This window comes from Nitrospiria bacterium, assembly GCA_036397255.1.
Classification (GTDB): domain Bacteria; phylum Nitrospirota; class Nitrospiria; order DASWJH01; family DASWJH01; genus DASWJH01.
The window spans coordinates 27,461-51,978 of the sequence record DASWJH010000053.1; the positions used below are offsets into that span (position 1 = coordinate 27,461).

Annotated in this window: 14 protein-coding genes; 3 read left to right on the forward strand and 11 right to left on the reverse strand. The window is 45.4% G+C overall.

Annotation, left to right across the window (positions count from 1 at the left end):
- Positions 1–26: 26 nt before the first annotated feature.
- The 4 genes from add to VGB26_07085 form a co-directional block, all read right to left on the reverse strand.
- A complete protein-coding gene (gene add / locus VGB26_07070; protein HEX9757548.1) occupies positions 27–1,070 on the reverse strand; it encodes an adenosine deaminase in 1,044 nt (347 codons plus the stop codon).
- Between the two features lie 33 nt (positions 1,071–1,103).
- The gene (locus tag VGB26_07075; protein ID HEX9757549.1) at positions 1,104–1,415 is read right to left on the reverse strand and encodes a Rieske 2Fe-2S domain-containing protein; all 312 of its coding nucleotides are present in this window, start codon (positions 1,413–1,415) and stop codon (positions 1,104–1,106) included.
- A gap of 164 nt (positions 1,416–1,579) precedes the next feature.
- Positions 1,580–2,941, reverse strand: a complete 1,362-nt coding sequence (nhaA, locus tag VGB26_07080; protein ID HEX9757550.1) for a Na+/H+ antiporter NhaA — start codon at positions 2,939–2,941, stop codon at positions 1,580–1,582.
- A 10-nt stretch (positions 2,942–2,951) separates the two neighbouring features.
- Positions 2,952–4,730 (reverse strand): SLC13 family permease, encoded by a 1,779-nt coding sequence (locus VGB26_07085; protein ID HEX9757551.1) that lies wholly within the window; start codon positions 4,728–4,730, stop codon positions 2,952–2,954.
- A 534-nt stretch (positions 4,731–5,264) separates the two neighbouring features.
- Between VGB26_07085 and VGB26_07090 the strand changes: the two genes are divergently transcribed.
- Genes VGB26_07090 through VGB26_07100 form a run of 3 tightly spaced genes read left to right on the forward strand, consistent with a single transcriptional unit; the run spans position 5,265 to position 8,473 of the window.
- Positions 5,265–6,473 carry a glycosyl transferase gene (locus VGB26_07090; protein HEX9757552.1) on the forward strand — a complete coding sequence of 403 codons (1,209 nt, stop codon included), beginning with the start codon at positions 5,265–5,267 and terminating at the stop codon, positions 6,471–6,473.
- Positions 6,474–6,488: 15 nt separating this feature from the next.
- A complete protein-coding gene (locus tag VGB26_07095; GenBank protein HEX9757553.1) occupies positions 6,489–7,772 on the forward strand; it encodes a glycosyl transferase family 2 in 1,284 nt (427 codons plus the stop codon).
- A complete protein-coding gene (locus tag VGB26_07100; protein HEX9757554.1) occupies positions 7,769–8,473 on the forward strand; it encodes a hypothetical protein in 705 nt (234 codons plus the stop codon). Before VGB26_07095 ends, VGB26_07100 begins: the two co-directional genes overlap by 4 nt.
- Before the next feature lie 3 nt (positions 8,474–8,476).
- Here VGB26_07100 and malQ read toward each other — a convergent pair whose 3' ends face one another.
- From malQ to VGB26_07135, 7 genes are all read right to left on the reverse strand, one after another.
- Positions 8,477–10,009 (reverse strand): 4-alpha-glucanotransferase, encoded by a 1,533-nt coding sequence (gene malQ / locus VGB26_07105; GenBank protein ID HEX9757555.1) that lies wholly within the window; start codon positions 10,007–10,009, stop codon positions 8,477–8,479.
- Positions 10,006–12,768 (reverse strand): malto-oligosyltrehalose synthase, encoded by a 2,763-nt coding sequence (gene treY / locus VGB26_07110; GenBank protein HEX9757556.1) that lies wholly within the window; start codon positions 12,766–12,768, stop codon positions 10,006–10,008. Before treY ends, malQ begins: the two co-directional genes overlap by 4 nt.
- Positions 12,769–12,817: 49 nt before the next feature.
- Positions 12,818–14,623 carry a malto-oligosyltrehalose trehalohydrolase gene (treZ, locus tag VGB26_07115; protein HEX9757557.1) on the reverse strand — a complete coding sequence of 602 codons (1,806 nt, stop codon included), beginning with the start codon at positions 14,621–14,623 and terminating at the stop codon, positions 12,818–12,820.
- A 2-nt stretch (positions 14,624–14,625) separates the two neighbouring features.
- Entirely contained in the window at positions 14,626–16,767 is a 2,142-nt protein-coding gene (gene glgX, locus VGB26_07120) for a glycogen debranching protein GlgX (protein ID HEX9757558.1), read from the reverse strand.
- A 66-nt stretch (positions 16,768–16,833) separates the two neighbouring features.
- A complete protein-coding gene (gene glgB, locus VGB26_07125) occupies positions 16,834–18,810 on the reverse strand; it encodes a 1,4-alpha-glucan branching protein GlgB (GenBank protein ID HEX9757559.1) in 1,977 nt (658 codons plus the stop codon).
- A gap of 26 nt (positions 18,811–18,836) precedes the next feature.
- On the reverse strand, positions 18,837–22,232 hold the full coding sequence (gene treS / locus VGB26_07130; protein ID HEX9757560.1) for a maltose alpha-D-glucosyltransferase: 3,396 nt from the start codon (positions 22,230–22,232) through the stop codon (positions 18,837–18,839).
- A gap of 9 nt (positions 22,233–22,241) precedes the next feature.
- Complete coding sequence (locus VGB26_07135; GenBank protein HEX9757561.1) at positions 22,242–24,233, reverse strand: alpha-1,4-glucan--maltose-1-phosphate maltosyltransferase; 1,992 nt, start codon at positions 24,231–24,233, stop codon at positions 22,242–22,244.
- Between the last annotated feature and the right edge of the window lie 285 nt (positions 24,234–24,518).

Below are 24,518 nucleotides of genomic sequence, written 5' to 3' on the forward strand. Positions count from 1 at the left end.
CATGGGGATAATCTAATCAAGGGGTTTTATGTTCCGGTTTTGGGAGAACCCGGTTTTTCTTTCAGTTTAAGGAAGGAGAATTGCGCTGCGTTTTTATGAATGGCGGAGATTTCGTCCACGGATAAACGGTCTAAAAGAAGGTTGGCTTCCCGAATCTGGTCCGTGGCTGAGACGGTTGTATTGTCTGTGCAAATAGCGACTGGGACTCCATGTTCTAGAAAGGTAAAAATAGGGTGGGGCTCATGGGGTTTCACCGCCCCGGTTTGATAATTAGATGTCATGCAACATTCCACTAAAATTTTATCGCGGGCAAGGCGTTTGAGAAGTTCACGATCATGTACGGCGGAACACCCATGCCCAATCCGGGTTGCTCCCAAATCATCGATGGCTTGCCAAATACATTCCGGCCCTTCGTCTTCCCCCGCATGAACCGTTAACCCTAATCCACCTGAATGGGCAATTCGGTAGGCTTCCTGAAACAGAGCAGGAGGGTTTCCCCGTTCGGCCCCTGCAATATCAAACCCGATCACGCCAGTCCGGTCGTGTAATTGCTGGGCTTCTGAAATAGCTTGTCGCGCCAATATTTTAGCGATGTGGGGCCCTTGTTGACGCATGGCAATCACAATGAGACCCGCTTCAAGGGGTGCCTGATCCTTTGCATGGTTGATCCCTGACAATACAGAACTAATGGTTTGCCGAAGGGTTAAGCCCGCAAAGGTGTGCATGACCGGGGAATAACGCAGTTCGATGGTGCGGACGCCCTTCCGATACGCTTCCAGAAGAATTTCCTCAACCACCCGGGATATATTTTCATAAAATTGTGTGATCCATTGGGGGTAGTGGAATTTGTCTAAATAACGCAGAAGGGTTCCTCGCTCCTCCTCCTGCAGGATCAGGAGGTTTTCCATTTCTTCAATACTTTCGACGGGATTCAGCCCATGGTCTTTCATGAGTTCCCAGGTCAGAGCGGGCGGAATGGAGCCATCCATATGTTGGTGAAGTTCAATCTTTTCAATTTGTTGAATCTGATCTAATGGGGTGTTGGCCATTTTTTTTCTAAACCCGTTCATCCATTTCTTTGTTACACATTTGAATCTTCCTTTTTATCCAGGGGCCTTTAACAAAACGGTTTTTCCCTCAATTTTAGTTTCAAAAACCGATACCCCAAACCCTTCCTCAGAAGTTGAATACCCTGTTCTCAGATCAAACGGTATTCCATGCCATGGGCAAATCACCCGGCATCCCTCCACTGTTCCTTCATTCAAGGGACCGCCCTCATGAGGGCAAATATTATGAATGGCGAAAATTTTCCCATCAATGTTAAATAAAGCAATGGATTTTTTCCCCAAACGGATCAACTTAGAGGATCCTTCAGCAATCTCATTCACCTCAGCGACTTTTATATATTCCGCCAAATGCATTTCCTATTCATGAGGTTGGTAAACCCGTTTCTAGTAGAATAATTATAACAGAAACCCTCAGATCCACAAATTTCCAAGAGCCTTAAGATCTGGTAAAAAACCAAAAGAAAAAATAAGGGGGAACCCTATGGAAATGAAGGTTTTCCCAAGAAGTTTCCCTAACTGGCACTGGGCTTGAATTGGATGGCTTTTTTTAAAACGGTGTAGCCTATCACTCCCGATAAAATAGAGGCGATGAGAATTCCCATTTTGGCTTGTTTTAACATTTCTGGATCTAGAAAGGCCAATCCTGCAATAAAAAGGGACATGGTGAAGCCAATTCCTCCCAGAATGCTGACACCGTACAAGTGTGTCCATCCCACACCATTGGGCAGTTTGGCCCAGCCAAGCTTTACCGTTACCCAGGCGAAAAGAAATATGCCAGCCTGTTTCCCCACGAAAAGCCCAAGGATTAAGCCCATTATGATCGGTTCAGAAATTAAAACTCCCAATTCCTGAAATGGGATTTCCGTTCCCGCATTTGCAAAAGCAAAAATGGGTAATATGACAAACGTAACCCAGGGGTGAAGGCCGTGTTCAATTCGCTGAAGGGGGGCTTCCACCCGGTGACAAGAAAATTCGATTTCCTGTATAACGGCTTGTTGCTCTTCCTCCCGTTCAAGAGGATCGTCCACGCGTTCTCGACTCAAAAAACGTTCCAACAAGTTTTGGATTCTTTTGGCAAACTCGTTTCCGGTTAAAACCGCCCGAGTCGGAATGGTCATGGCAAGCAAAATACCGGCAATGGTTGCATGAACACCGGATTTGAGAAACGCTAACCACAAGGCAATTCCAAGAATGACATAGACCATTGGTTTTCGAATACCGCCTTTGTTGCAGAGGAAAGAACCCAGGAGAATGAAAAACCCAGTCACCAAAGGAAGAAGAATAATTTTTTCGCTATAAAAGAGGGCAATCACCAAAACACCCCCCAAATCGTCTACAATGGCAAGAGCTGTTAAAAAGATGATTAGCCCCGGGGGAATCCCAGATCCTAATAAAGCCAGCGCTCCCAACGCAAAGGCGATATCCGTGGCCATGGGAATCGCCCATCCCACCTCGGTGGCATTTCCGAAATTTAGGGTTAAATAGAAAAGAGCGGGAACCACCATTCCCCCCAAAGCACCGGCCATGGGAAGTATCACCCGTTGAAGGGAGGCTAACTCCCCCGCCAGAACCTCTCGCTTGATTTCTAACCCAACCAAAAAGAAAAAGATGGCCATGAGCCCATCATTGATCCAATGATGAAGGGTTTTATCGATAGAGAATTCCCCTATCCCGATTTTAAAGGAGATCTCCCATAAATGGTGATAGCCCGAAGAAAAAGGTGAGTTGGCGCATATCATAGCTATTCCCGTGGCAACCATTAAAAGGATCCCTCCAATGGCCTCGATTTGGAAAAATTCTTGAAGGGGATGAATGATTAAGGTTTTATTCAGGTTTTTAGGGGGGTTGGTAGGTTTTGTCTTTCGGGTTTTCATGCGCCGGTTCTTAAAACGGCCAAATTTTTGGGATCAATATGGTGGCCAGAATCCAAAACAGGATATTTAAAGGGGTTCCCACCCGGAGAAAATCTGAAAATTTGTACTGGCCCGGGCCATAGATGATGGTGTTGGTCTGATATCCCACAGGGGTCATAAAGCTTAAAGATGCGGCAAAGGTGACAGCCATTAAAAATGGGCGTGGATTTAAAGACATGGATTCCGCGATTCCGATAGCAATGGGTGCGAGAAGGGCGGCGGTGGCATTATTAGACATGACGTTGGTAAGGATCATCGTTAGAAAGAAAAGGGCAGACACCAGTGCTGTAGGCCCCAGTTCTCCAATACTGGAAACAAAAGCGTTTGAGATAAACAAGGCGGCCTCTGTTTTTTCCAGGGCAATCCCCAGTGTTAATACCCCAGCCAGGAGAAAAATCACCTGCCATTGAATGGACTGATAGGCCTCCTCTAATGTGATGCAGCGGGTGAGGACCATCAAAATACATCCTAGAATGGCGCTGACCACAATGGGAAAAATATTTAATGAGGCAGTCAATACCACCGCTGTTATAATCATCAGGGCCGGAAGGGTCTTGTGTTTTCGAAACTCGGGTAATCCGGGTGAGGAAACAATAACAAATGCGGGATCTTGTTTTAATTGATTCAGGTCTTCCCGTTTGAGTCTTAACAAGAGGACATCTCCTGCCTTCAGAGGCGCCACCTCAAGGTTTTCATGCATGACCTCCCCGCGATGCCGAATCGCAAGCACGGTTGCCCCAAAGTCGTGCCGAAACTGAGACTCAATTAGAGATTTTCCTTCCAATTTGGAATTGGGAGCGATGACCGCTTCCACAAGAGTGACTTCTTCTGATTTTAGATCTTTATCCCATAATTTGGTGTCCGACTTTAGAAGAATCCCCTCCCTTTCTTGAAGTTTTTGCACCTTTTGAATATCACACCGGACCCGTAAAACATCGTTGGCTTGGAGAACCGTCCATAAGGATAGAGGCTGAAGGGAATTTCCATTCCGGTAAACATTGATAATGTCAATGTCCAGATCCTGGATCAAGGGGGAATCTTTTATCATTTTTCCTGCGGACTGACCTTCAGGGAGCAAAATGATTTCAGTGAGGTAATCGCCCATTTCAAAATTTTTGGTTAAATCTTGAGGTTTTCTCCGCTCCGGAATGAGGGGAACCCCTATGGCCACCATATAAACCAGACCCGCTCCAAACATGACTAATCCTAAGGTGGTAAACTCAAACATACCAAAAGGGGGTTGCCCATGTCGTTCCGCGATGGAATCCACCAGGATGTTGGTGGAGGTTCCGATTAAAGTGCAGACCCCCCCAAACATCGATGCAAATGAAAGAGGAATGAGCCATTTGGAAGGGCTGAGATTGTTGTCCCGAGCCATCCCTAAGACAATGGGTAAAAATATCGCAACAGCGGCGGTATTGTTAATGAAGGCTGAAATGGTTCCCACCCCGATCATCATGGCAATTAAGGCCATAAGGGTGTTTTTCTTTCCCACAGTTCCTAAGGCGGTTCCGATAAAATTAACAGAGCCGGTTTTGAATAACCCCGCACTCAGGATAAACATGGCAGCCACCGTTACGGTGGCTACATTACTAAACCCCGAAATTCCCTCTTCAGGTGAAATGATTCCGGTGATGAGCAAGGCTCCCATCATCATAAGGGCGACCAAGTCAACGGAAATCCACTCCGTGACGAATAAAACAATGGCCAATACAACCAGTCCAATCACCAAAACCATTTCAAAGGTCATGGGCTTCTCCTAATTCAAGGGGATTTTCGTTCCAAGCGTAATGCCCTCATGAACCCCCCACCCCGGAAGCCTGGCCGATATGGATGACTTTCAGGCAAAGGGGATCGTAAAAGGCTTTCAATTTACTATGGTTTTTCCCCCGGTTCAATACCTTTATTTTAAATCCGTTTGAAAATGGAAATTGAGCAGAAGTTTCACACCTTGCAAAAATAAATGACACCGCTTATACTTTGAGCGGTTTGTAAGAAATTAGGGTTTTTGTATTTGAAAACTGGAATCCCAGGTTTAACGGTCATTCCATTCCGAACCAAATGTTTTAGGTTTTCAATCCACTTGCTTTCATTCCATCAAACGGAATCCATCATTTAATTTCTTAAACACTCGGGTCCTTTTGGCCAAAAAATAAAACACAGCTAACGCGCCGTTTGAAGGGATTTTATTCTTTCGGGTTTTATTCAAGTTTTCGGTCATTAGGGAAGGCCATTGGGTTATTAAGAACCCAGGATGTTTTTTATTAATTCCGGGAGGAAAACCATGTCAGATTTTCACCAAACCGGTCCCATCGCAACGCTCCATCGACTCGGAAAACCTAATTTGGAGCGTTTGGAAATGGAATTAACCACTTTTTCAAAACAATGCCCTATCGGTCTGGTCCTTCCCTGTTTATTTTCGGAACTGCAGGGGGAAGCCCTTCCCGGAATTATCCGTGAGTTGAAAAATGTTCCCTACCTCCGGGAAATTGTGGTTTCTCTGGATGGGGCCGATGAAAAAGAGTTTGACCATGGAAAGAACTTTTTTGGCGAACTGCCTCAAAAAGTAACCGTGATTTGGAACAACGGCCCCAGAATGCAAGCGCTATTAGAGCTTCTTAAAAACAACGAGGTTGAGATCGGACAGCCGGGGAAAGGAAGATCATGTTGGTTGTCCTATGGGTATATCCTTGCCCGAGGGGATTGCCAGGTCATTGCGCAACATGACTGTGATATTATCACTTACCAAAGAGAAATCTTGGCCCGTTTATGCTATCCGGCTGTGGCCCCTTCATTTCGATATGAATATTGTAAGGGTTATTATGCCCGGGTGACGGAACGCCTTCATGGCAGAGTGACCCGCCTCTTTATAACCCCCCTCATTCGTACGCTTCAAAAGTTCCTGGGTCAGATTCCTCTCCTAACTTTTTTAGACAGTTTTCGTTATCCTCTGTCAGGGGAATTCTCCATGGTGGTGGACTTGGCGCAAATTAATCGAGTCCCAGGGGACTGGGGTTTAGAAATTGGTACACTGGCAGAAACCTATCGGAATTGTGCCCATCGGCGAATATGCCAAACCGAGTTGTGTGATGCTTATGAACATAAACACCAAATTCTTTCCCCGGAAGATCCCCAAAAGGGCCTCATGAAAATGTCAACGGATATTGCAAAATCCCTTTTCAGGAATTTGGCTATTGAGGGGGTGATCCTGGATGAAGGGCTATTTAAAAACCTTGGCATTGCATACCTCCGATCGGCACAGGACACCATTAAAAAATACGAAGATGATGCGGCCATCAACAGTTTTTATTTTGACCGGCATGAAGAACGTTTGGCGGTGGAGGCTTTTACCCGAGCCATTAAATCGGCGGGGGAAGAGTATCTTGCGGACCCTGTTGGTGTTCCTTTAATTTCAAACTGGGTTCGACCCACCTCGGCAATTCCAAACTTTTTCGAGAGACTCCTAAAGGCTGTCAAAAAAGATAATGGTTAAGGGGCGTCGATAACCATGGCAGATGGAGTTGTCCTCCGGGAGGATCTACAGGCAAAGATAAAAGAAATCGGTTCTGCTGACATTCTCATTGGTGTTCCCAGCTACAATAATTCGAAAACCATTGGACATGTTATTCATGCTGTGAGTGCAGGAGTTGCAAAATATTTTCCGGAAGCCAAAGCGGTATTAATTAATTCTGATGGCGGATCCGTGGATGGAACCCCAAAAATTGCAGCCGATTCCAGTTTTGATCTTCAAAGCATATTTGTTTCGCATCGACTCAATACCCTTCAGAGAATTTCAACCCCTTACCACGGTATACCCGGAAAGGGGAGCGCCTTCCGCTTGATCTTTGAAGTGGCTAAGGCCCTTGGAGTGAAAGCCTGCGCGGTGGTTGATTCTGATTTAAGGAGTATCACACCGGAATGGATTGAGTTATTAATTAGTCCAATTCTACGGAAAGGATATGAATATGTGGCCCCTTATTATCTCAGACATAAATATGACGGAACCATCACCAATAGTATCATTTATCCATTGAGCCGAGCACTGTATGGTAAACGGATTCGACAACCGATCGGAGGAGAATTTGGATTTACGGGGGATTTGGCTGAATATTTTCTCACGAAAGATGTTTGGGGTACAGATGTTGCGAGATTTGGAATCGATATTTGGATGACCACGACTGCCATTACCCGGGGAAGCAAAATCTGTCAGGTTTATTTAGGTGCAAAAATCCATGATCCAAAGGATCCCGGTGCTGACCTCTCCTCCATGTTGGTTCAGGTGATCGGCTCGGCCTTGAGTCTGATGGAGGAGCATGCGTCTCTTTGGAAAGGTGTCCATAGGTCCGAATCCGTACCCCTATTTGGTTTTCAGTATGATGTGGGTTTGGAACCTGTGAATGTGAGTGTGGAGCGAATGTTAAAAGCGTTTCATCTGGGGTTAAATGAATTTTCACCCATGTGGGAGGGGGTTTTGTCTGAGGCGGTTTTGGGTGATTTGAAAAAATTGAAACCGAATGAATCCACTTTTCATATTCCCGATCCCGTTTGGGTCCGTGTGATTTACGATGTTGCTTTGGCTGCCCACCGACAAACCATGCCCAGGGAACATTTACTTAAATCCTTGACCCCCCTTTATTTGGGAAGGGTTGCCTCCTTTATCTTAGAAATTCAAAGGAGTCACCACCGAGAGGTTGAAGAAAAAATTGAAAGTTTGTGCCAGGCGTTTGAAAAAGATAAAGCCTATTTGGTGAACCAATGGGAACCTACCAATGATTTTGGAGAGAAAACATGAAAGACCTTTGGCAAACGGCCTTCCTAGGGCCCATGGAAGAATTTTTTAAACAGGTTGGGGCTTTTATTCCTCATCTATTGGTCATGTTAATCATCATCGCAATCGGTTTCGGGGTTGCTTGGGGAATCCAAACAGTTATTTCCCGGTTATTAGAAGTCATTCGTTTTGACCGGTTTAGTTTCCGATTGGGTTTTTCCCAAGCCCTGAGTAAGGGGGGAATTAAGGAACACCCCTCTCATCTCATCAGCCGCTTAGTGTATTGGGTCATTTTCCTGGCTTTCGTGATGTTGGGTTTGGATGCTTTGAACCTCAATGCCATAAATCAGTTGGTGTCAAAAACCTTGTCCTACCTTCCCCATCTTTTGGTGGCCTTGATTATTTTATCGGTTGGGATCATTTTAGGTAACTTTTTTGGCCAGGCCATTTTAATTGCTGCGGTAAATGCCCAGATTTCTCAGGCGAGGTTTTTGGCCCTTGGGGTCCGGTTAGGGATTATTTTATTTTCCCTGGCAATGGCCTTGGTTCAATTAGGAATTGCAACGACTATCATAGTTGCGGCTTTTTCTATTTCTTTTGGCGGGGTGGTTTTGGCTTTGGCCATTGCCTTTGGACTCGGGGCCAAAGAGACGGCTAAGGCGATCATTGAAAAGCGGATTAAAAAAGAGGAAGAACCCAAAGAAGAAGAACTTTCACATCTTTAACGTTTATCCTCTCCCATAGCATTTGGTCATTTCAGATAGTTTTTGAATTAATGGGCGGTTTAAACTGCCCGGTTTTAGTCTCCATTCCCAATTTCCTTTTGAAGTAGCGGGGCGGTTCATTCGCCCTTCATCCCCTAGGCCTAATATATCCTGCATGGGGAATATGGTTGTATTGGCAACGGACATCATCAATAACCGGATCAATTCCCAGTGGATTTCCTTCCTCGGTGTTCCTCCCCGAAACCCTATATACTGAAGCGTCTTCTGACGTTCCTCTCGAATTTCCTCCGGTTTGCGGGTCGAATAATCTACTTTTCCAAAAAGCCAGCTCATTAAGGTATCATTATCATGGGTTCCTGTATAAGCAACACAATTTTTTACAAAATGGGAAGGTTTGTAAAAATCGGCAAGGGGGTCATTCCCAAACGCAAATTGCAGAATTCTCATTCCCGGAAGTTCAAACCGATCCCTGAGTTCATGAACCTCAGCGGTTATGACTCCCAGATCCTCCGCAATAAAGGGAAGGTATGGGAAATGTTTTAAAAGGGCATTGAAAAAACGCTCTCCCGGTCCTTTCATCCATTGTCCGTTTACCGCCGTTTTTTCCCCCGCAGGCACCTCCCAATAATCAATGAATCCTTTGAAATGGTCTAAACGGACCACTTCAAATAATGAAAAGTTGTGTCTGACCCGCTGAACCCACCAATCATATCCTCTTTTCTCCAAAATATCCCACCGATAAATGGGATTATTCCATAATTGGCCCGTGTCGCTAAAGAAATCAGGAGGGATTCCTGCTACGGCTAGAGGTTTCTTTTGTGAGTCGAGTTTGAACACCTCTGGATGGGACCAAACATCCGCGCTATGGTATTGTACATAAATGGGGAGGTCTCCGATTATCTGAATATTTCTTTTATTGGCGTATTGCCGAAGGGCACTCCATTGCATGAAAAAAAGATATTGGATCCATTTTTCCTTTTCGATTTCATTATGTAGTTTTTCCCGCCAACTTTTTAAAGCGGATACCCGACGGTCCCTCATTTCAGGAGGCCATTGATGCAACACCTTCCTGCCCGTTTGGGAAGCAAAGGCAGCGAAAAACGCAAAAGGTTCCAGCCAAATGCTTTGTTCCTCACAAAATCTTAAAAACTCATAATCGGTTTTCAACCGGCTATAAAATTTCCAGAAGGTTTTTTCCAGTATTTTATTTTTATATTCGGTAACGGAAAAGTAATCCACGGCATGATTTGGAAAATGGGGAATGGGTTGGATATCCGTTTGGGAAATAAACCCATCTTTAACCAATTGTTGTGGGCTGATCATCAGAGGGTTTCCCGCAAACGCCGAGTGGCTGCTGTACGGGGAACTTCCAAAAGCGGTTGATGTTGGGTTTAATGGAAGGATTTGCCAGTAACTCTGCTTGGATTGTGCTAAAAAGTCGATGAATTGGAATGCGCTGGGTCCCAGATCTCCGATTCCAAAAGGGGTGGGGAGGGAGGTAATATGGAGCAGAATACCGCTTGTCCTCCGCATCATTTCTTTTCCTCCCCAACCAAAAGGGAGACTGGAAAATATTTTAGAATATCGCAGACCTTGAGGTGTTTCCCTGTTCGGTGTTGTTGACCTGTCATTGCATCCGCCCATTGAGAAGGAGCTCCGGCAGGAAGCACCAGGGTGGTATTTCCCCAAAGGCTATCTCCATGGGGTAGCTCTCCTTCCTGGATTAATCCCGCCAAAAAACGCGGGACGATGGTTAGGGTCCAAACCGACCCCTGATTTCGGGCAAAAGCGATCACCTGCTCCTTTAAATGGCCCTTTGGCTCAATGGGATGATAGGTCCCAAATGTAAAACACTCCCTGAGAGTTTTTCTCATTTGAAGCGCTTGATAGATGGTATACAATTTTATTCCCCCATCAGACCGTGTGGACCAAAGTTCCTTGAGGCATTTCAGTCGATCTTCTTGGGTAGGGTGAAGCATTTCTGAAAGGCGGTGAGTTCGAGTTTCATAATCAACGGAACGCCGGTTATCTGGATCCACTAGGCTCAAATCCCAAAGTTCTGTTCCCTGGTAAAAATCCGGAATTCCAGGGGAGGTGATTTTAATCAGGGTTTGGGATAAAGAATTGAGCATTCCAAAAAAAGCGACTTTCTTTTGAAACGGTTTAAAATCTTCGAAGAAGGATTTGGACCCCACGATTCTTTCCACAAATTCGGTGAGGGCTTTCTCATAGGTTGTTTGGGGATCGATCCAATTGGTGTAAACCTTCCCCTCCCGCCCTGCCTTGATCATATAGTTTTTAACCCGCTCGGTCCATTGGAGGTCCAAACCTTCCTGGAAAGGGTAGGTACCCATCATCGTTTGATACAGAAAATATTCTTCATTTTTTCCAGGGACCATTTTCCCTTTTACTTTTAATTTTTTGTTCCGATTGAGTTGGTGCCAATAGAAAATCTTTTTATTCCATTCATCTGGGATTTCAGAAAGAACATTAATTCTTGCTCGGACATCTTCTCCTCTTTTGGTATCATGGGTGGCAGAAGCGCTCATGGTATGGGGCCATTGGGTTTCCCGGGACCGGTTAAACTGATGCCATTCCTTCATGGAGGTTCCGAAGTGGGCTGGAACTCCCCCCACTTCATTGAGAGAAAGAAGGCGGTTGTATACATAAAGGGTGGTGTCCTCATGCCCTTTCGCCATTAAAGGGCCCGTATACTGCTGCAAACGCATTCCAAAATTTACCCTTTGTTCTTTGTTTTCCTTTTCAAAGCCTTTTCGTTTTTTTCCATCCAGCACCTGGTGTAAAAGGGTCAGATCCTTTTTAAGTTTCGGGTTTCTCTGTTTGGCTGCCTCAATGGCCTGTTTAATATAAACCCGATCGGTTGGATGAACCCCTTTCTGATCACCATAGGTTCGATAGACCGGAAAGCAGGCAATGAACTCAGTGATGGTTTTTTTCAAGTTTTTGAGGGGAACTGTTTTTTGAAAAGGATGGCCTTTTAAAATATTCTGGAACACCCGTGAGAGGTTTTCCATATCTCCGTTCATGTCAGACCGCATAATGAGGTGCTTGTTTTGATAAAGCAGGTCAACCGGAGTCTTTTTCTGACGGGTGAATTTTTGGTATAAACCTTGAAAAGGTTCTGCATTTTTGCCCATGCAAAAAAGACCATTTAAAACGTTTAAAAATTCATAGCCGGTGGTCCCTTGAATGGGCCAGGTTTTGGGAAGTTTTTCTTTCCGTTCCAAGATTTTTTCAACCACCAAATACCTTTCCCCTATCTTTTTCCTTAATTGCATCAAATAGGCGGCGGGGTCAAAGAGGCCATCAATGTGATCGACCCTGATTCCGGAAAATTTCCCTTCCCGGCAAAGTCTAAAAATTAACCCGTGGCTATAGTTAAAAACCTCTTCATATTCCACCCTCAATGAAATCAACTCATTCACGGCAAAAAACCGTCGGAAATTGATTTTCTGGGTGGCGCGTTTCCAAAAATCCAGTTTGAAGATTTGTTTAGACATCAGCTGATCCAAAAAATGCTTTTGGTTTTTTGCATTGATCCAGTCTACCGTTTTATCTAAGAACTCATGAATCTCTGAATGGGTTTGGTAGAGTTTCCAAAGTTGGGATTTCAAATCTTGGATTTTATCCTTTTGGAGAGGAATATGTTTCATTGCCTCCAGGATTTTCAAAAGATAATGGGGTTCTGGATTTCCTTCCCCCAATTTCTTTTTCATCATGGAGAGTGCTTTTTGTAACACCTGATTATATGAATCAAAATATAAAGGAAAACACAATGAATAGTAATTAATGTTAAATCCATTTTCGCTATAACCGATGCGAATTTCGCCCGCTCTCAGGGCTTCCGGGTAGGGTTTTCCCAAAAAAGGGCAAAGAAGGCGACCGGAGAGATCTTGGTTAGGGTGATCCCAATCAATATCCAGGAATAAAAGATAAGGGGAGTCTTTTCCCGTTTCAAAAAGATCCATGAGGATGGGATTATTTCCATCAAAAGCCATATGATTGGGAACAATGTCTTGGATCCAACCCATTTGATTTTCATGTATGGTTTGAATCAGGCGTTCAAAGTCCTTTTCCGTTCCTAATTCGGGATTGATTTTCCTCGGATCCACCACATCATACCCGTGTTGACTTCCCTTCCGGGCCTCAAAAATGGGGGAGGCATACAGATGGGAAATACCTAAATCTCCTAGATAAGGGACCAATTTTTTTGCGGATTCAAATCCGAATTCAGGGGTGAATTGAATGCGATAGGTGGATATAGGGATTTCCATTGCTCTGTATAAGGGTCCTTTCCCCTAAGTGGGTTGGGTGGTGGGAGGCTTAAATTTTTAAGAGAAAGACGGCAACACTTTCGCCCCGGATGGTTTTGGGAAGGAGGCCCCCAGGCCCGTCCCACCGTTTATCTGCTGAATCTAAATTCTTTTCCCATTCTCCTTCTGGGGCGGGTGGAAGTTCCAAATTACGGTCCAATGGGTCTAAATTAAAGACCAATAAAACGTGGGATCGGTCTGACCACCGGTGGACATATAGTGTTTGTTGAGAGTCGTCTCCCCAAACCTCCATTTGGTCCTTATTCAAATTTCCTAGGGCGGGAACCTGTTTTCTTGAATTCAAAAGAGCTTGGTAGAACTCTAACATAATTTTATGGTGTCCTTTTTCCCGTTTATCCCAATGAATTTTGGATTTTAGAAAAGTTTCCATTCCCTGGGGGTCGGGAGAGTCTTCCTTCCAACCGAAGGCTTGGAATTCCTCTTTTCTTCCTTTTCGAACGGCGGCGATGAGGTCAGTATCCGAATGGCTAACAAAATACAAAAATGGAGAATTTTCTGCGTATTCCTCTCCCATAAAAAGCATGGGTATATAAGGGGACAATAAAACGACTCCCGCGGCCAGTTTGAGGCTTTCAAAGGAAACCAATTCAGATAAACGCTTTCCATCCAGACGGTTTCCAATTTGATCGTGGTTTTGGGAATAAACCACGAACTGATCGGCTGGTCTGTCCTTGGAGGAATTTCCATGTCTGCGTTTTCGATAGGGTGAAAATTGGCCGCTGTATATAAAGCCATTCCGGTAGGCTGTCCTCAACTGCTCACTGGTTCCGAAATCCATATAATAACCTTGGTTTTCGTGGGTGAGGAGGGTATGAAGGGCGTGATGGAAATCATCACACCATTGGGAGTGGATTCCAAATCCACCCAGGTCACGGGGTTTAATAATTTTCACATCGTTGAGATCACTTTCGGCAATTAGAAAATGTCTCCTCCCGGTGTGTTGAACGTAATCATCGGACTTCTCTGACAGCTCCTTCAAAAAAGGGGTGGCCCCCTCATCTACAATGGCGTGAATGGCATCCAGGCGGAGGGCATCTATATGAAAGTCCCGAAACCAATAAAGTGCATTTTCAATGAAGAAATTGTGGACCCCGTCGCTGTAGGCGTCATCAAAATTCAGGGCTGCTCCCCAGGGGGTTTTGTATTTCCCAGTAAAGTAGGGTCCAAATTGACCCAGATAGTTTCCCTCGGGCCCAAGGTGGTTGTAGACCACATCTAAAATTACCGAAATGCCTCGATGGTGGCAAGCATTGACGAGTTTTTTCAGTCCGTCTGGGCCCCCATAAGAATTTTGGACACCAAAGAGATAAACACCGTCGTATCCCCAATTTCGATCACCTGGAAACTGCGCAACGGGCATAATTTCAATGGTGTTGATTCCTATTTTTTGAAGGTCACCCAATCGAGGAATCATAGCCTCAAAGGTTCCTTCCGGGGTAAAGGTTCCCACATGCAGTTCATACATGATCATTTCCGAAAGGGGAATTCCCCTCCACGCATCATCGGACCAGGAAAACGAATGATGGTCTATAACCTGGGAAGGACCATGGACCCCTTGAGGCTGGAAATGGGATGCGGGATCGGGGAGACTTTTTTCCTCCCCCAGTTTAAACAGATAATGGTCTCCAGGGGATATCCCTTCATATTCTAGGTGCCAATATCCCTCCTTTAAGGGGGTAAAGGGAATTACCTTTCCCGGATTGGAAAGGATTTCCAACTGGACCTCTTTCCGCAAAGGTGCCCACACGGTAAATTTGCAACGCCGATTTCCTTTATAATTGGCGCCAATCTCCACCCTTAAACCCCCTTTTCTCTTCTTCCGGTTGTAAGATGGAAAACAGCCAAGGATCTGCCTTGAAGGGAATAGGTTCGCCCACCTCGAGCCATTCCACCCATATCGTGAAGATCTTCAAAGGTGGTATCCAACCTCAAGCTCCACCGGGTTCCTTTTTTGTGTGCGGGCAATACAAAAGGGATGCTTTCATGGTGGGCGTTTAAAAGAATAAGGAGGGTTTCCCCAAATATAGGGTTTCCCTTTTTATCCACCTCTCCCATGGCATCCCCCGCCAGCCGCATACCCAAACACCGGACAAAGCCAGCATTCCATTCCTCATCATTCATTTCCCGCCCCGTTGGGCCAAACCAGGATATGTCTTTAATTTCGGAACCACGAATATGCCGTCCCTGGAAAAATTTTCTGCGCCTTAAAACCGGGTTGGCTTTTAAAAATTGAATGACTTTTTTGGTAAACTGAAAGAAATCTTTCTGTTCTTTGGTTAACTCCCACTGATACCAGCTAATTTCATTATCCTGGCAATAGGCATTATTATTTCCCTGTTGGGTTCGCCCAATTTCATCTCCTCCACTGATCATGGGGGCCCCCTGGCTAAACAGCAAGGTGGCCATCAGGTTTCTTTTTTGTTTTTCCCTGAGGGCTTTAATTTCGGGATCATCCGTGGGTCCCTCCGTACCACAATTCCAGCTAACATTATCATCCGTTCCATCCCGATTTTCTTCGCCGTTGGCCTCATTATGTTTGTGGTTATAACTGACCAAATCATGAAGGGTAAACCCATCATGTGCAGTAATAAAATTAATGCTGGCATGTGGCTTTCGGCCGCTTCCCCCGTATAGATCGGAGCTGCCCGACAACCGCGTAGCCATTTCCGCTACCTGGCGACCATCTCCTTTCCAAAAGCTGCGAACTGCATCACGGTATTTCCCATTCCACTCAGTCCACAGAACGGGAAAGTTTCCTACCTGATAGCCCCCTTCTCCCAGGTCCCAAGGTTCCGCAATGAGTTTAACCTGGGAAATAATCGGATCCTGCTGAATAATATCAAAAAAGGCTCCCAGACGATCGACCTCATGTAATTCCCGGGCCAATGTGCTGGCCAAATCGAATCGAAATCCGTCAACATGCATTTCCAGAACCCAGTACCGCAAACTGTCCATAATGAGTTGAAGCACTTGAGGTGTAGTCATGTTGAGGGTGTTACCACACCCGGTGTAGTCCATATAGAATCTTGAATTGTCATTGACAAGCCGGTAATAGGAGGCATTATCAATTCCCCGAAGAGAAAGAGTGGGCCCCAGGTGATTTCCTTCTGCGGTATGGTTATAGACCACATCCAAAATCACCTCAATTCCCGCGGTATGTAAGGTCCGAACCATCATTTTAAACTCGTCAGCGACTTCCATGGTTCCGGAACCATAACGGTTAACCGGTGCAAGGAAAGCCAGAGAGTTATAACCCCAGTAGTTGCTTAAACCCTGTTTAACCAGGTAGTGATCATTCACGTAGTGATGAACAGGAAGAAGCTCAACCGCAGTGATTCCTAATTGGGTGAGGTGCTGAATAATGGGCTCTGAGGCCAGTCCCGCATAGGTTCCCCGCAATTCTGGGGGAACATCGGGATGTTTCATGGTTAACCCTCTCACATGGGTTTCGTAAATGATGGTCTCATGCCATGGGGTTTTAGGGGGTCGATCGTTCCCCCAGGTAAACGCCGGGTCTACTACGGAACAAAGAGGGGCAAATGGGGCGTTGTCCCGGTCATCTCTTGTGAGATCTTCCTTGGGATCCCCTGTTTTGTAACCAAACATGGATTCATCCCAATGGATTCTTCTTGCGATTGCTTTTGCATAGGGGTCTACCAAAACCTTTGAAGGGTTAAACCGGTGCCCTTGAGAGGGGTCATAGGGGCCGTCTACCCGATACCCATAAATCCATCCAGGGCGTGCTTCAGGAAGGTAGACATGCCACACACGGTTGGTTTGCTCCATCATTTTAATTCGATGGGCTTCCTTTTTGTCTTCAATAGAATTAAAAATACATAGCTCTACCTGGGTCGCATTTTCGGAGAATAGGGCAAAATTCACCCCTCGGCCGTCCCATGTTGCGCCTAAGGGATAAGGGTTTCCCGGTATGGTTCTCATCAAAAGGTTCCTTTCGGTTTTTTGCGTTGCAAAAAGGCTGGTGGGCTCACCCTTTTTGTTCCCCCCTTATTTGGAGGAAACATCGGCTTCATATTTAAAAAAGCCAATGCTCAAGGGAGGTAAAACCAAGGGCAAGGAATAAAAGTGGCCATGAGAGGGAATGGGTGTGGCCTCCAACCCCCCAAAGTTTCCTTGGCCGCTTCCCCAATATTGCTTGGCATCGCTGTTGAGCATTTCTTTCCAAAATCCAGCCATGGGGACACCAATGCGATAGTTGTTCCGGGGTACGGGGGTAAAATTGCACACCACTAGAATCCGATCTTTAGGGTTTTTCCCTTTTCGCAGAAAACTGATGATCGAATTCTCCCAATCCTGGCAGTCTACCCACTCAAACCCTTCGCCCTGAAAATCCATTTCATGGAGGGCTGCCTCGTCTTTGTAGAGGTGGTTTAAATCGCGGACCCACTTTAGAATTCCCTGGTGACTGGAATATTCCAATAGATGCCAGTCCAGGCTGGATTCATGATACCATTCATCCCATTGACCGAATTCTCCCCCCATCATTAAAAGTTTCTTGCCAGGGTGGGCAAACATATAACCAAATAACAATCTTAAATTCGCAAACCGCTGCCAATCGTCCCCGGGCATTTTCCCAAGAATGGACCCTTTGCCATAGACGATTTCGTCATGGGACAAAGGCAGGACAAAATTTTCGGAGAAGGCATAACAGAGACTAAAGGTGAGCTGATTGTGGTGAAATTTACGGAACACTGAATCCTTGGAGAAATAATCCAATGTATCATGCATCCATCCCATGTTCCATTTGATCCCAAATCCCAGCCCCCCCACATAAGTGGGCCGGGAGACCATGGGCCACGCGGTGGACTCTTCGGCAAAGGTTTGAACATCCGGAAATTTCTCATAAATGGCTTCATTCATTTTTCTGAGAAACCCAATGGCTTCAATATTTTCACGTCCACCATATTCATTGGGAATCCAATCCCCGCCTTGGCGGGCGTAATCCAGGTACAGCATGGAAGCCACTGCATCTACTCGAATACCATCAATATGGTATTTTTCCAGCCAAAATAGAGCGCTACTAATTAAAAAGGCCCTCACTTCATTGCGGCCATAGTTAAAAATATAACTTTTCCAATCCGGATGGAACCCTTTACGGGGGTCGGCATGTTCAAAGAGATGGGTCCCATCAAAATAAACCAATCCATGTTCATCCGAGGGAAAATGGGAAGGGACCCAATCCAGGATGAGGCCAATGCCGTTTTGATGCAGGTAATCCACCAAATACATAAAGTCCTGGGGGGTTCCATACCGGCGGGTAGGGGCGAAATAACCAACCGTTTGATAACCCCAGGATCCATAAAAGGGATGTTCGGTGAGGGGTAAAAATTCAACGTGTGTGAAACCCATGTGTTTAACATATTCCGCCAAAGAGGGGGCTATTTCCCGATAGGTCAAATAACGGTTTCCTTCTTCGGGCATTCTTTTCCAGGACCCCAGGTGAACTTCATAGATGGACATGGGCGCACTGAGCTTGTTCACCTCCTGGCGGGAAGACATCCATTGGTGATCTTTCCATTGATACTCAATATCACATACCACGGAACCGGTTTTAGGGGGTTCTTCCCACCCAAATCCATAGGGGTCTCCCTTATCGACCTGATATCCGTTTTGTTTGGAAACAATGTGGTATTTATATATCTCCCCCGGGCCAATGCTTCCAATAAACCCTTCCCAAATTCCGGACCCGTCTTTTCGAACGTTCAAGGGATGGGATTGGGGATTCCAGCCGTTAAAATTCCCAATGATGTAAACTTTTTCCGCATTGGGCGCCCAAACAGAGAAATAAACACCCTCTATTTCGTCCACCACCATGGGGTGTGACCCAAATTGGTCATATAAGTGGTTGTGGGTTCCCTCTTTAAAAAGGTAAATATCATATTCCGTAAACCGGCTGACGGGTTGAATCAGCTCAGGCTTAGGGTTGGATTTTTTTCTTGGTGATGTTGGTTGATCTTTACCCATGTTTCATCCTCTTAATTTAGGAAGGTTTAAGGATTGGGAAGCCCGGTGGGATAAGCCCGCTGAATCTCAACAAATAACGAAGCGTTCCCTTGAATATCCAAGATGGATTTAATACCTTTTAAAGGGGTTAAAACCCAATCCGGGCGGCTGTTCAGTTCATAACTGAGTTCGTAAATGGCTTTATTTAAAAGAAAGGCATTTAAAAGGACATCCATTTCTTGCAGTTCTTTGGGGAGAAACGGCGCTTCCCCTGCAGTTTCCAAATAGGATTGAAGAAAAACACCTCCCACATACCGATGCCAAAGCTCGGTCCAAGGCTCCAGTGTAGATTGATCGTCGGGGCGAAGGGAAGTATGGTTTCTTAAAACCGTAAAGGAGGCATAATGAAATGACCTGAGCATTCCCGCCACATCCCGTAAGGGGGACTGTTTTAACCGTCGATCGTTCAATGGGCGAGCGGGTTCACCCTCAAAATCAATAATGATAAAATCACCTCCGGTATAAAGCACCTGACCCAAATGGTAATCGCCATGGTTACGGATTCTCACACCAGAGCGGTTCTGCTTCAGAACCGCTTTCATCCGCTCCAGAATCTCCGTCTCACGATTTAAAATTTCTTCCGCATCTTCTTTGGCTTCGTTGGCCAGGTTTTTGAGGTTTTTTCTCAATAGCTGAAGACCTCTTCGTGCTTGGCTTTGCATCGATTGATACACCGAGCGCTGATGCAGCATTGTAAACGGCTCCGGATCAAATGCCGGATCTCCCGTTTCGGTAGAAAGGGCCTTATGCATTTCAGCAGTTCTCTTTCCCAACAAAGAAGCCATTTCCAGATAAACCCCTCCGATGAGTTCCTGAAACACCAAAGGAATTTCCTGATAGGCAATCCCCAAAGGGGACAGTTTCGGGTCCAGCGAGGCAGGGGGAGGTTCTCCCTTGGCTAAAACCCGTTCAATATATCGTGTGATTTCATCCAAAGTATATTTCCAGGCATCCCCTTGGTTGGCGACGCATCCTTGGAGTAACCCAAGGGCAATCGGTTCCGCTCCTTTTCGGTGGTATTCCAGGGATCCGGCAAAGGGGGGTGTATTGGAGAAAGAGGTTTTTTCCGTTAAAAACTGAACCGCTTCCATATCCGGATTGAGTCCCTCTTCTAATCTCCGGAAAAGCTTAAAGTATAACGCGGTACCGAATATGATAGAGGTGTTACTTTGTTCAGCGCTAAGGAGGTGGGACCCTTCCGCTGGAAGATGAGTGGTATCCACCAAACGGCGAAAGGCTTTTCCCGGATAACCGGTCATTTCTCCATGTTGTCCTTTATTGCGCAGGCGCTTGGCGATGGTCAAAAACAGGTTTTTTCGGAACCCATCGTCATAGATCCCGTCACGCAAAAATATTTTTCGATCCCCCATTTTGAAGGTAGCGATGGCCCCAGGGGGGTTTCCCTTGACTGTTTCCTGTATTTCTTCTTCGGGAATGAAGGAAAGCGCAAGCAAGTAGGTTTCTGGAAGCCCTTCGGTGTAATGACATTCAATAAAAAGGACCTGTACCAGAGAGGCATCCCGTCCAACCGGAATTTGCTCAACGATTTTCATTTGCTGAATGTTTCGGGCTTTTCCCCCAAACCAACGGCAGGCCCGAATATATTGGGGTAAAATCTCCCTTTCTAATTTCCCTTTAGATTTTCCCGAAAGAATTCCTTCCCACCGTGGAACCAATCCAAGATCCGGAAGGGGTTTTTCTTTCACAATTTTGGAATCTTCGGCTTCCTTATGGAGGTAAAACAGGTAATATCCATACCCTCCCAGGCTCAAAGAATAAGGGGCGTCTTTGATGATCGGGAACCGGCTTCTTCCAAAAACTTCTTCAGGGATGCACCCCGCACAGGGTGAAATATCCAAGTCTACCATTTGGGGATGGCGGGAGAGGTTAACCACCACCAGTATTTTCTCGTCTTCATATTTTCGCACAAAGGCTAAGATTTTTGGATTATCGGGAAGAAGGAAATGTATTTCCCCTCGACCAAACGCCTTGGACTGTTTTCGAATGGCAATCAGTTTTTTCATCCACCATAAAAGAGAAGCCTGATTCCTCTCCTGGTTCTCCACATTGAGGGACTCAAAGTGATATTCGGGATCAATGATCGTGGGAAGGTAAAGCTTTTGAGGGTTGGCCCTAGAAAAACCCGCATTACGGTCTGAACTCCATTGCATAGGGGTTCGGACGCCATTTCGATCCCCCAAGTAATGATTGTCCCCCATTCCAATTTCATCCCCATAATAAATGATCGGGGTACCCGGCATGGTAAAAAGGAGGACATTCAAAAGCTCAATTTTTTTACGATCATTTTCAAGTAAGGGGGCTAGTCTTCGACGAATTCCCATATTAATTCGGGCACTGGGATCTCGAGCGTAGACCCGGTACATAAAATCTCTTTCCTCATCGGTGACCATTTCTAAAGTTAATTCATCGTGGTTTCTGAGAAACATTGCCCACTGGCAGGATTCGTGAATGGATGGGGTTTGATCCAGAATATCAATGATCGGAAACCGGTCTTCCATTTGAAGGGACATAAACATTCTTGGCATCAAGGGGAAATGAAATGACAGGTGACACTCATCCCCTTTTCCAAAATACTCCGCGGCATCTTCAGGCCATTGGTTGGCCTCCGCCAGCAACATCTTGCCTTGAAAGTGGGTATCCACATGTTTTCTTAAGGCTTTTAAAAATTCATGGGTCTCGGGTAAGTTTTCGCAATTGGTTCCTTCTCTTTCAAAAAGATAAGGAATGGCATCTAATCGCATTCCGTCTACCCCCATATTGAACCAATATTCCATAACCTGAAAGACGGCTTTCTGGACCTCAGGGTTTTCAAAATTTAAATCGGGTTGATGGGAGTAAAACCGGTGCCAAAAATTGGCCTTTGCAACATGGTCCCATGTCCAGTTGGAGGTTTCAAAATCCTTGAAAATAATTCTCGCGTCTCTATATTTTTGGGTGGTGTTACTCCACACGTAAAAATTTCTTGCGGATGATCCTGGTTTAGCCCGACGGGCCCGTTGAAACCAAGCATGCTGATCCGAGGTATGATTGATCACCAGTTCGGTGATTACACGAAGACTGCGTCGATGGGCTTCTTTTAAAAATTCCTTAAAATCCCTTAATTCCCCGTAGTTGGGATGAATATTGTAATAATCTGCAATGTCATATCCATCATCTCTCAGGGGAGAAGGGTAAAAGGGGAGGACCCATACCGCCGTGACTCCGAGGCTTTCCAGATAATCCAATTTCTGGGTCAACCCCTTAAAATCGCCCATACCATCCCCATTGGCATCATTGAATGCTTTAATATGGGTTTGATAGATAATGGCGTCTTTAAACCAAAGCGGGTCTTCTTCAAAAAATGAATTTTTTTTAGGTTTCATATCCCTTTCTTACATAAAATAGTCAAAATCGGTTTCTCTTTTTAATTTTGGTTTGAGGCGGAAAATATGGGCGGGGACCACATGGGGATTAAGCTGAACAAAATTAAGTTCCCCTTGCCAAATATATTTCTCATCACTTAAAAGATCGTGGACCATATAGGACTGGGAGGAATCAATGCCCAGTTTCCAGATGGGAACCTTGACCCATCCGGATTGGGTGTGGAAGGGGTCCAGGTTGACAATGACCAATATGATATTGGAAAGGTCCTCGGTGACTTTTTGATAGGATAGGATCTGATCATTGTCCGTTTCACAAAAGGATAGATTCCACGTGGTCTGCAGAGATTTATTCTCCCTCCGGATTTTGTTGACCCGTGCAATAAAATCTTTCAGGTTTCCGGGTTGATCCCAATTCCATGTTTTTATTTCATATTTTTCATTATCCAGATACTCCTCTACTCCAGGCCTGGGTTGGTTTAGACAAAGCTCAAAGGTTGGCCCGTAAATCCCGTAGTTGGAGGAGAGGGTGGCAGCCAGAACAAGCCTCATTAAAAATGCAGGCCTACCGCCATACTGTAAATGCTCTGGGAGGATATCGGGAGTGTTGGGCCAAAAGTTGGGTTTAAAGATTTCCCGGGCTTCCGTTTGGGTGAGTTCCGTTAAATAGGAGGTAAATTCTTTTTTTGAATTCCTCCATGTAAAATAGGTGTAGGATTGGGTAAAACCAACCTTTGCCAAACGATACATGACCTTTGGGCGGGTAAACGCCTCTGATAAAAAAATGACTTCCGGGAAATCTTTTTTGATTTCGGAAATCAACCATTGCCAAAAAGGAAACGGCTTGGTATGGGGGTTGTCCACCCGAAATATCCGGACGCCATGATCAATCCAAAACAAAACCACATTTTTTAACTCTTCCCAAAGTCCTTTCCAATTTTCCGATTCAAAATTCAGGGGAAGGATATCTTGATATTTCTTGGGAGGATTTTCCGCATATTGTACCGTTCCATCGGGACGCCACCGGAACCACTCGGGGTTCGATTTGACATAGGGGTGATCAGGTGCACATTGAAAGGCCAGATCCATTGCAATCTCAATTTGATGGTTTTTGGCCGTTTTAACTAATTGATCAAAGTCTTTCAGTGTCCCTAATTGGGGATGAATCGCCGTATGGCCGCCTTCATCGGAACCGATGGCCCATGGACTTCCTGGATCATCGGGTGTGGATTCCGTGGAATTATTTTTACCCTTTCGGTTTTTCTTCCCAATGGGGTGAATGGGAGGAAGGTAAAAAATATCGAACCCCATTTTAGCGATTTCAGGAAGCAATTTTTCACAGTCTTTGAGGGTTCCATGTTTTCCCGGGTCCGGAGTGCAGGATCTGGGAAATCGTTCGTACCAGGCGCTAAAGAGGGCTTTTGGAGGCTCCACCATTAAAGCCAGTTCCTTTGGATAACGGGTGGCAAGGTGTCGGTCAGGATATTTGTCCGCTAACTCCGATAGTTCCTCCCCGATGGACACGGCAAGGGCTTGGTCGGGATTTCTAATATTTTGAATTTGTCGGGCCAGATGAATCAGTTTTTTTTGGTCATCCCCGGATGCCCGTTTGGAAGCCTTCTCCACCAGGTCACCCCCGATCTGGAGATCAATCTGGACATCCTGCTTAGCATCCACCCTTTTTTTAAGATCTCGCTGCCAGGTTTTAAAATGATCCACCCATCCTTCCAAGGTAAACAGGTAAATGCCTACCTCTTCTGCAACGAACTCCCCCTCCCATCGGTCATTCTCCAGGAACATCATCGGGATTTCGGTCCATGTTCGTTTTCCTTGAGGCCTATAAAGCAGTCGTGCCGTTAGGACATCGTGTCCATCAGCAAAAATGTCTGCCGAAACGCATAGGCTTTCCCCAACCGCTCTTTTACAGGGAAATTCCCCTCCATCGATTTCAGGATGGACATGTTCAATAACCACGCGACCCTTCCCATTTTCTGGTAGTCCCATGATGAATCCTCCATACTTAAAAAAGGAGATTTAGAAAAAAATTTGGGTAGGATTAGAATGAACATTTTAACCCCAAGGCATAAGACAATTCAACTGTTTAAAACGTTTTAAGTTTCAATTTGTTATGAAAAATCATCCTGATCAAAGTTAGACCATGGATGGGTCCTTGGAATCCTTATATCCTAAGGGGCCTGCCCAAGAATTCAATTGGAAAAGAATAAAGGGGCAATATTAAAAGAAAATGAGGGCTACATTAGAAGATTTTTATTTCTCAGGTATTCAAAG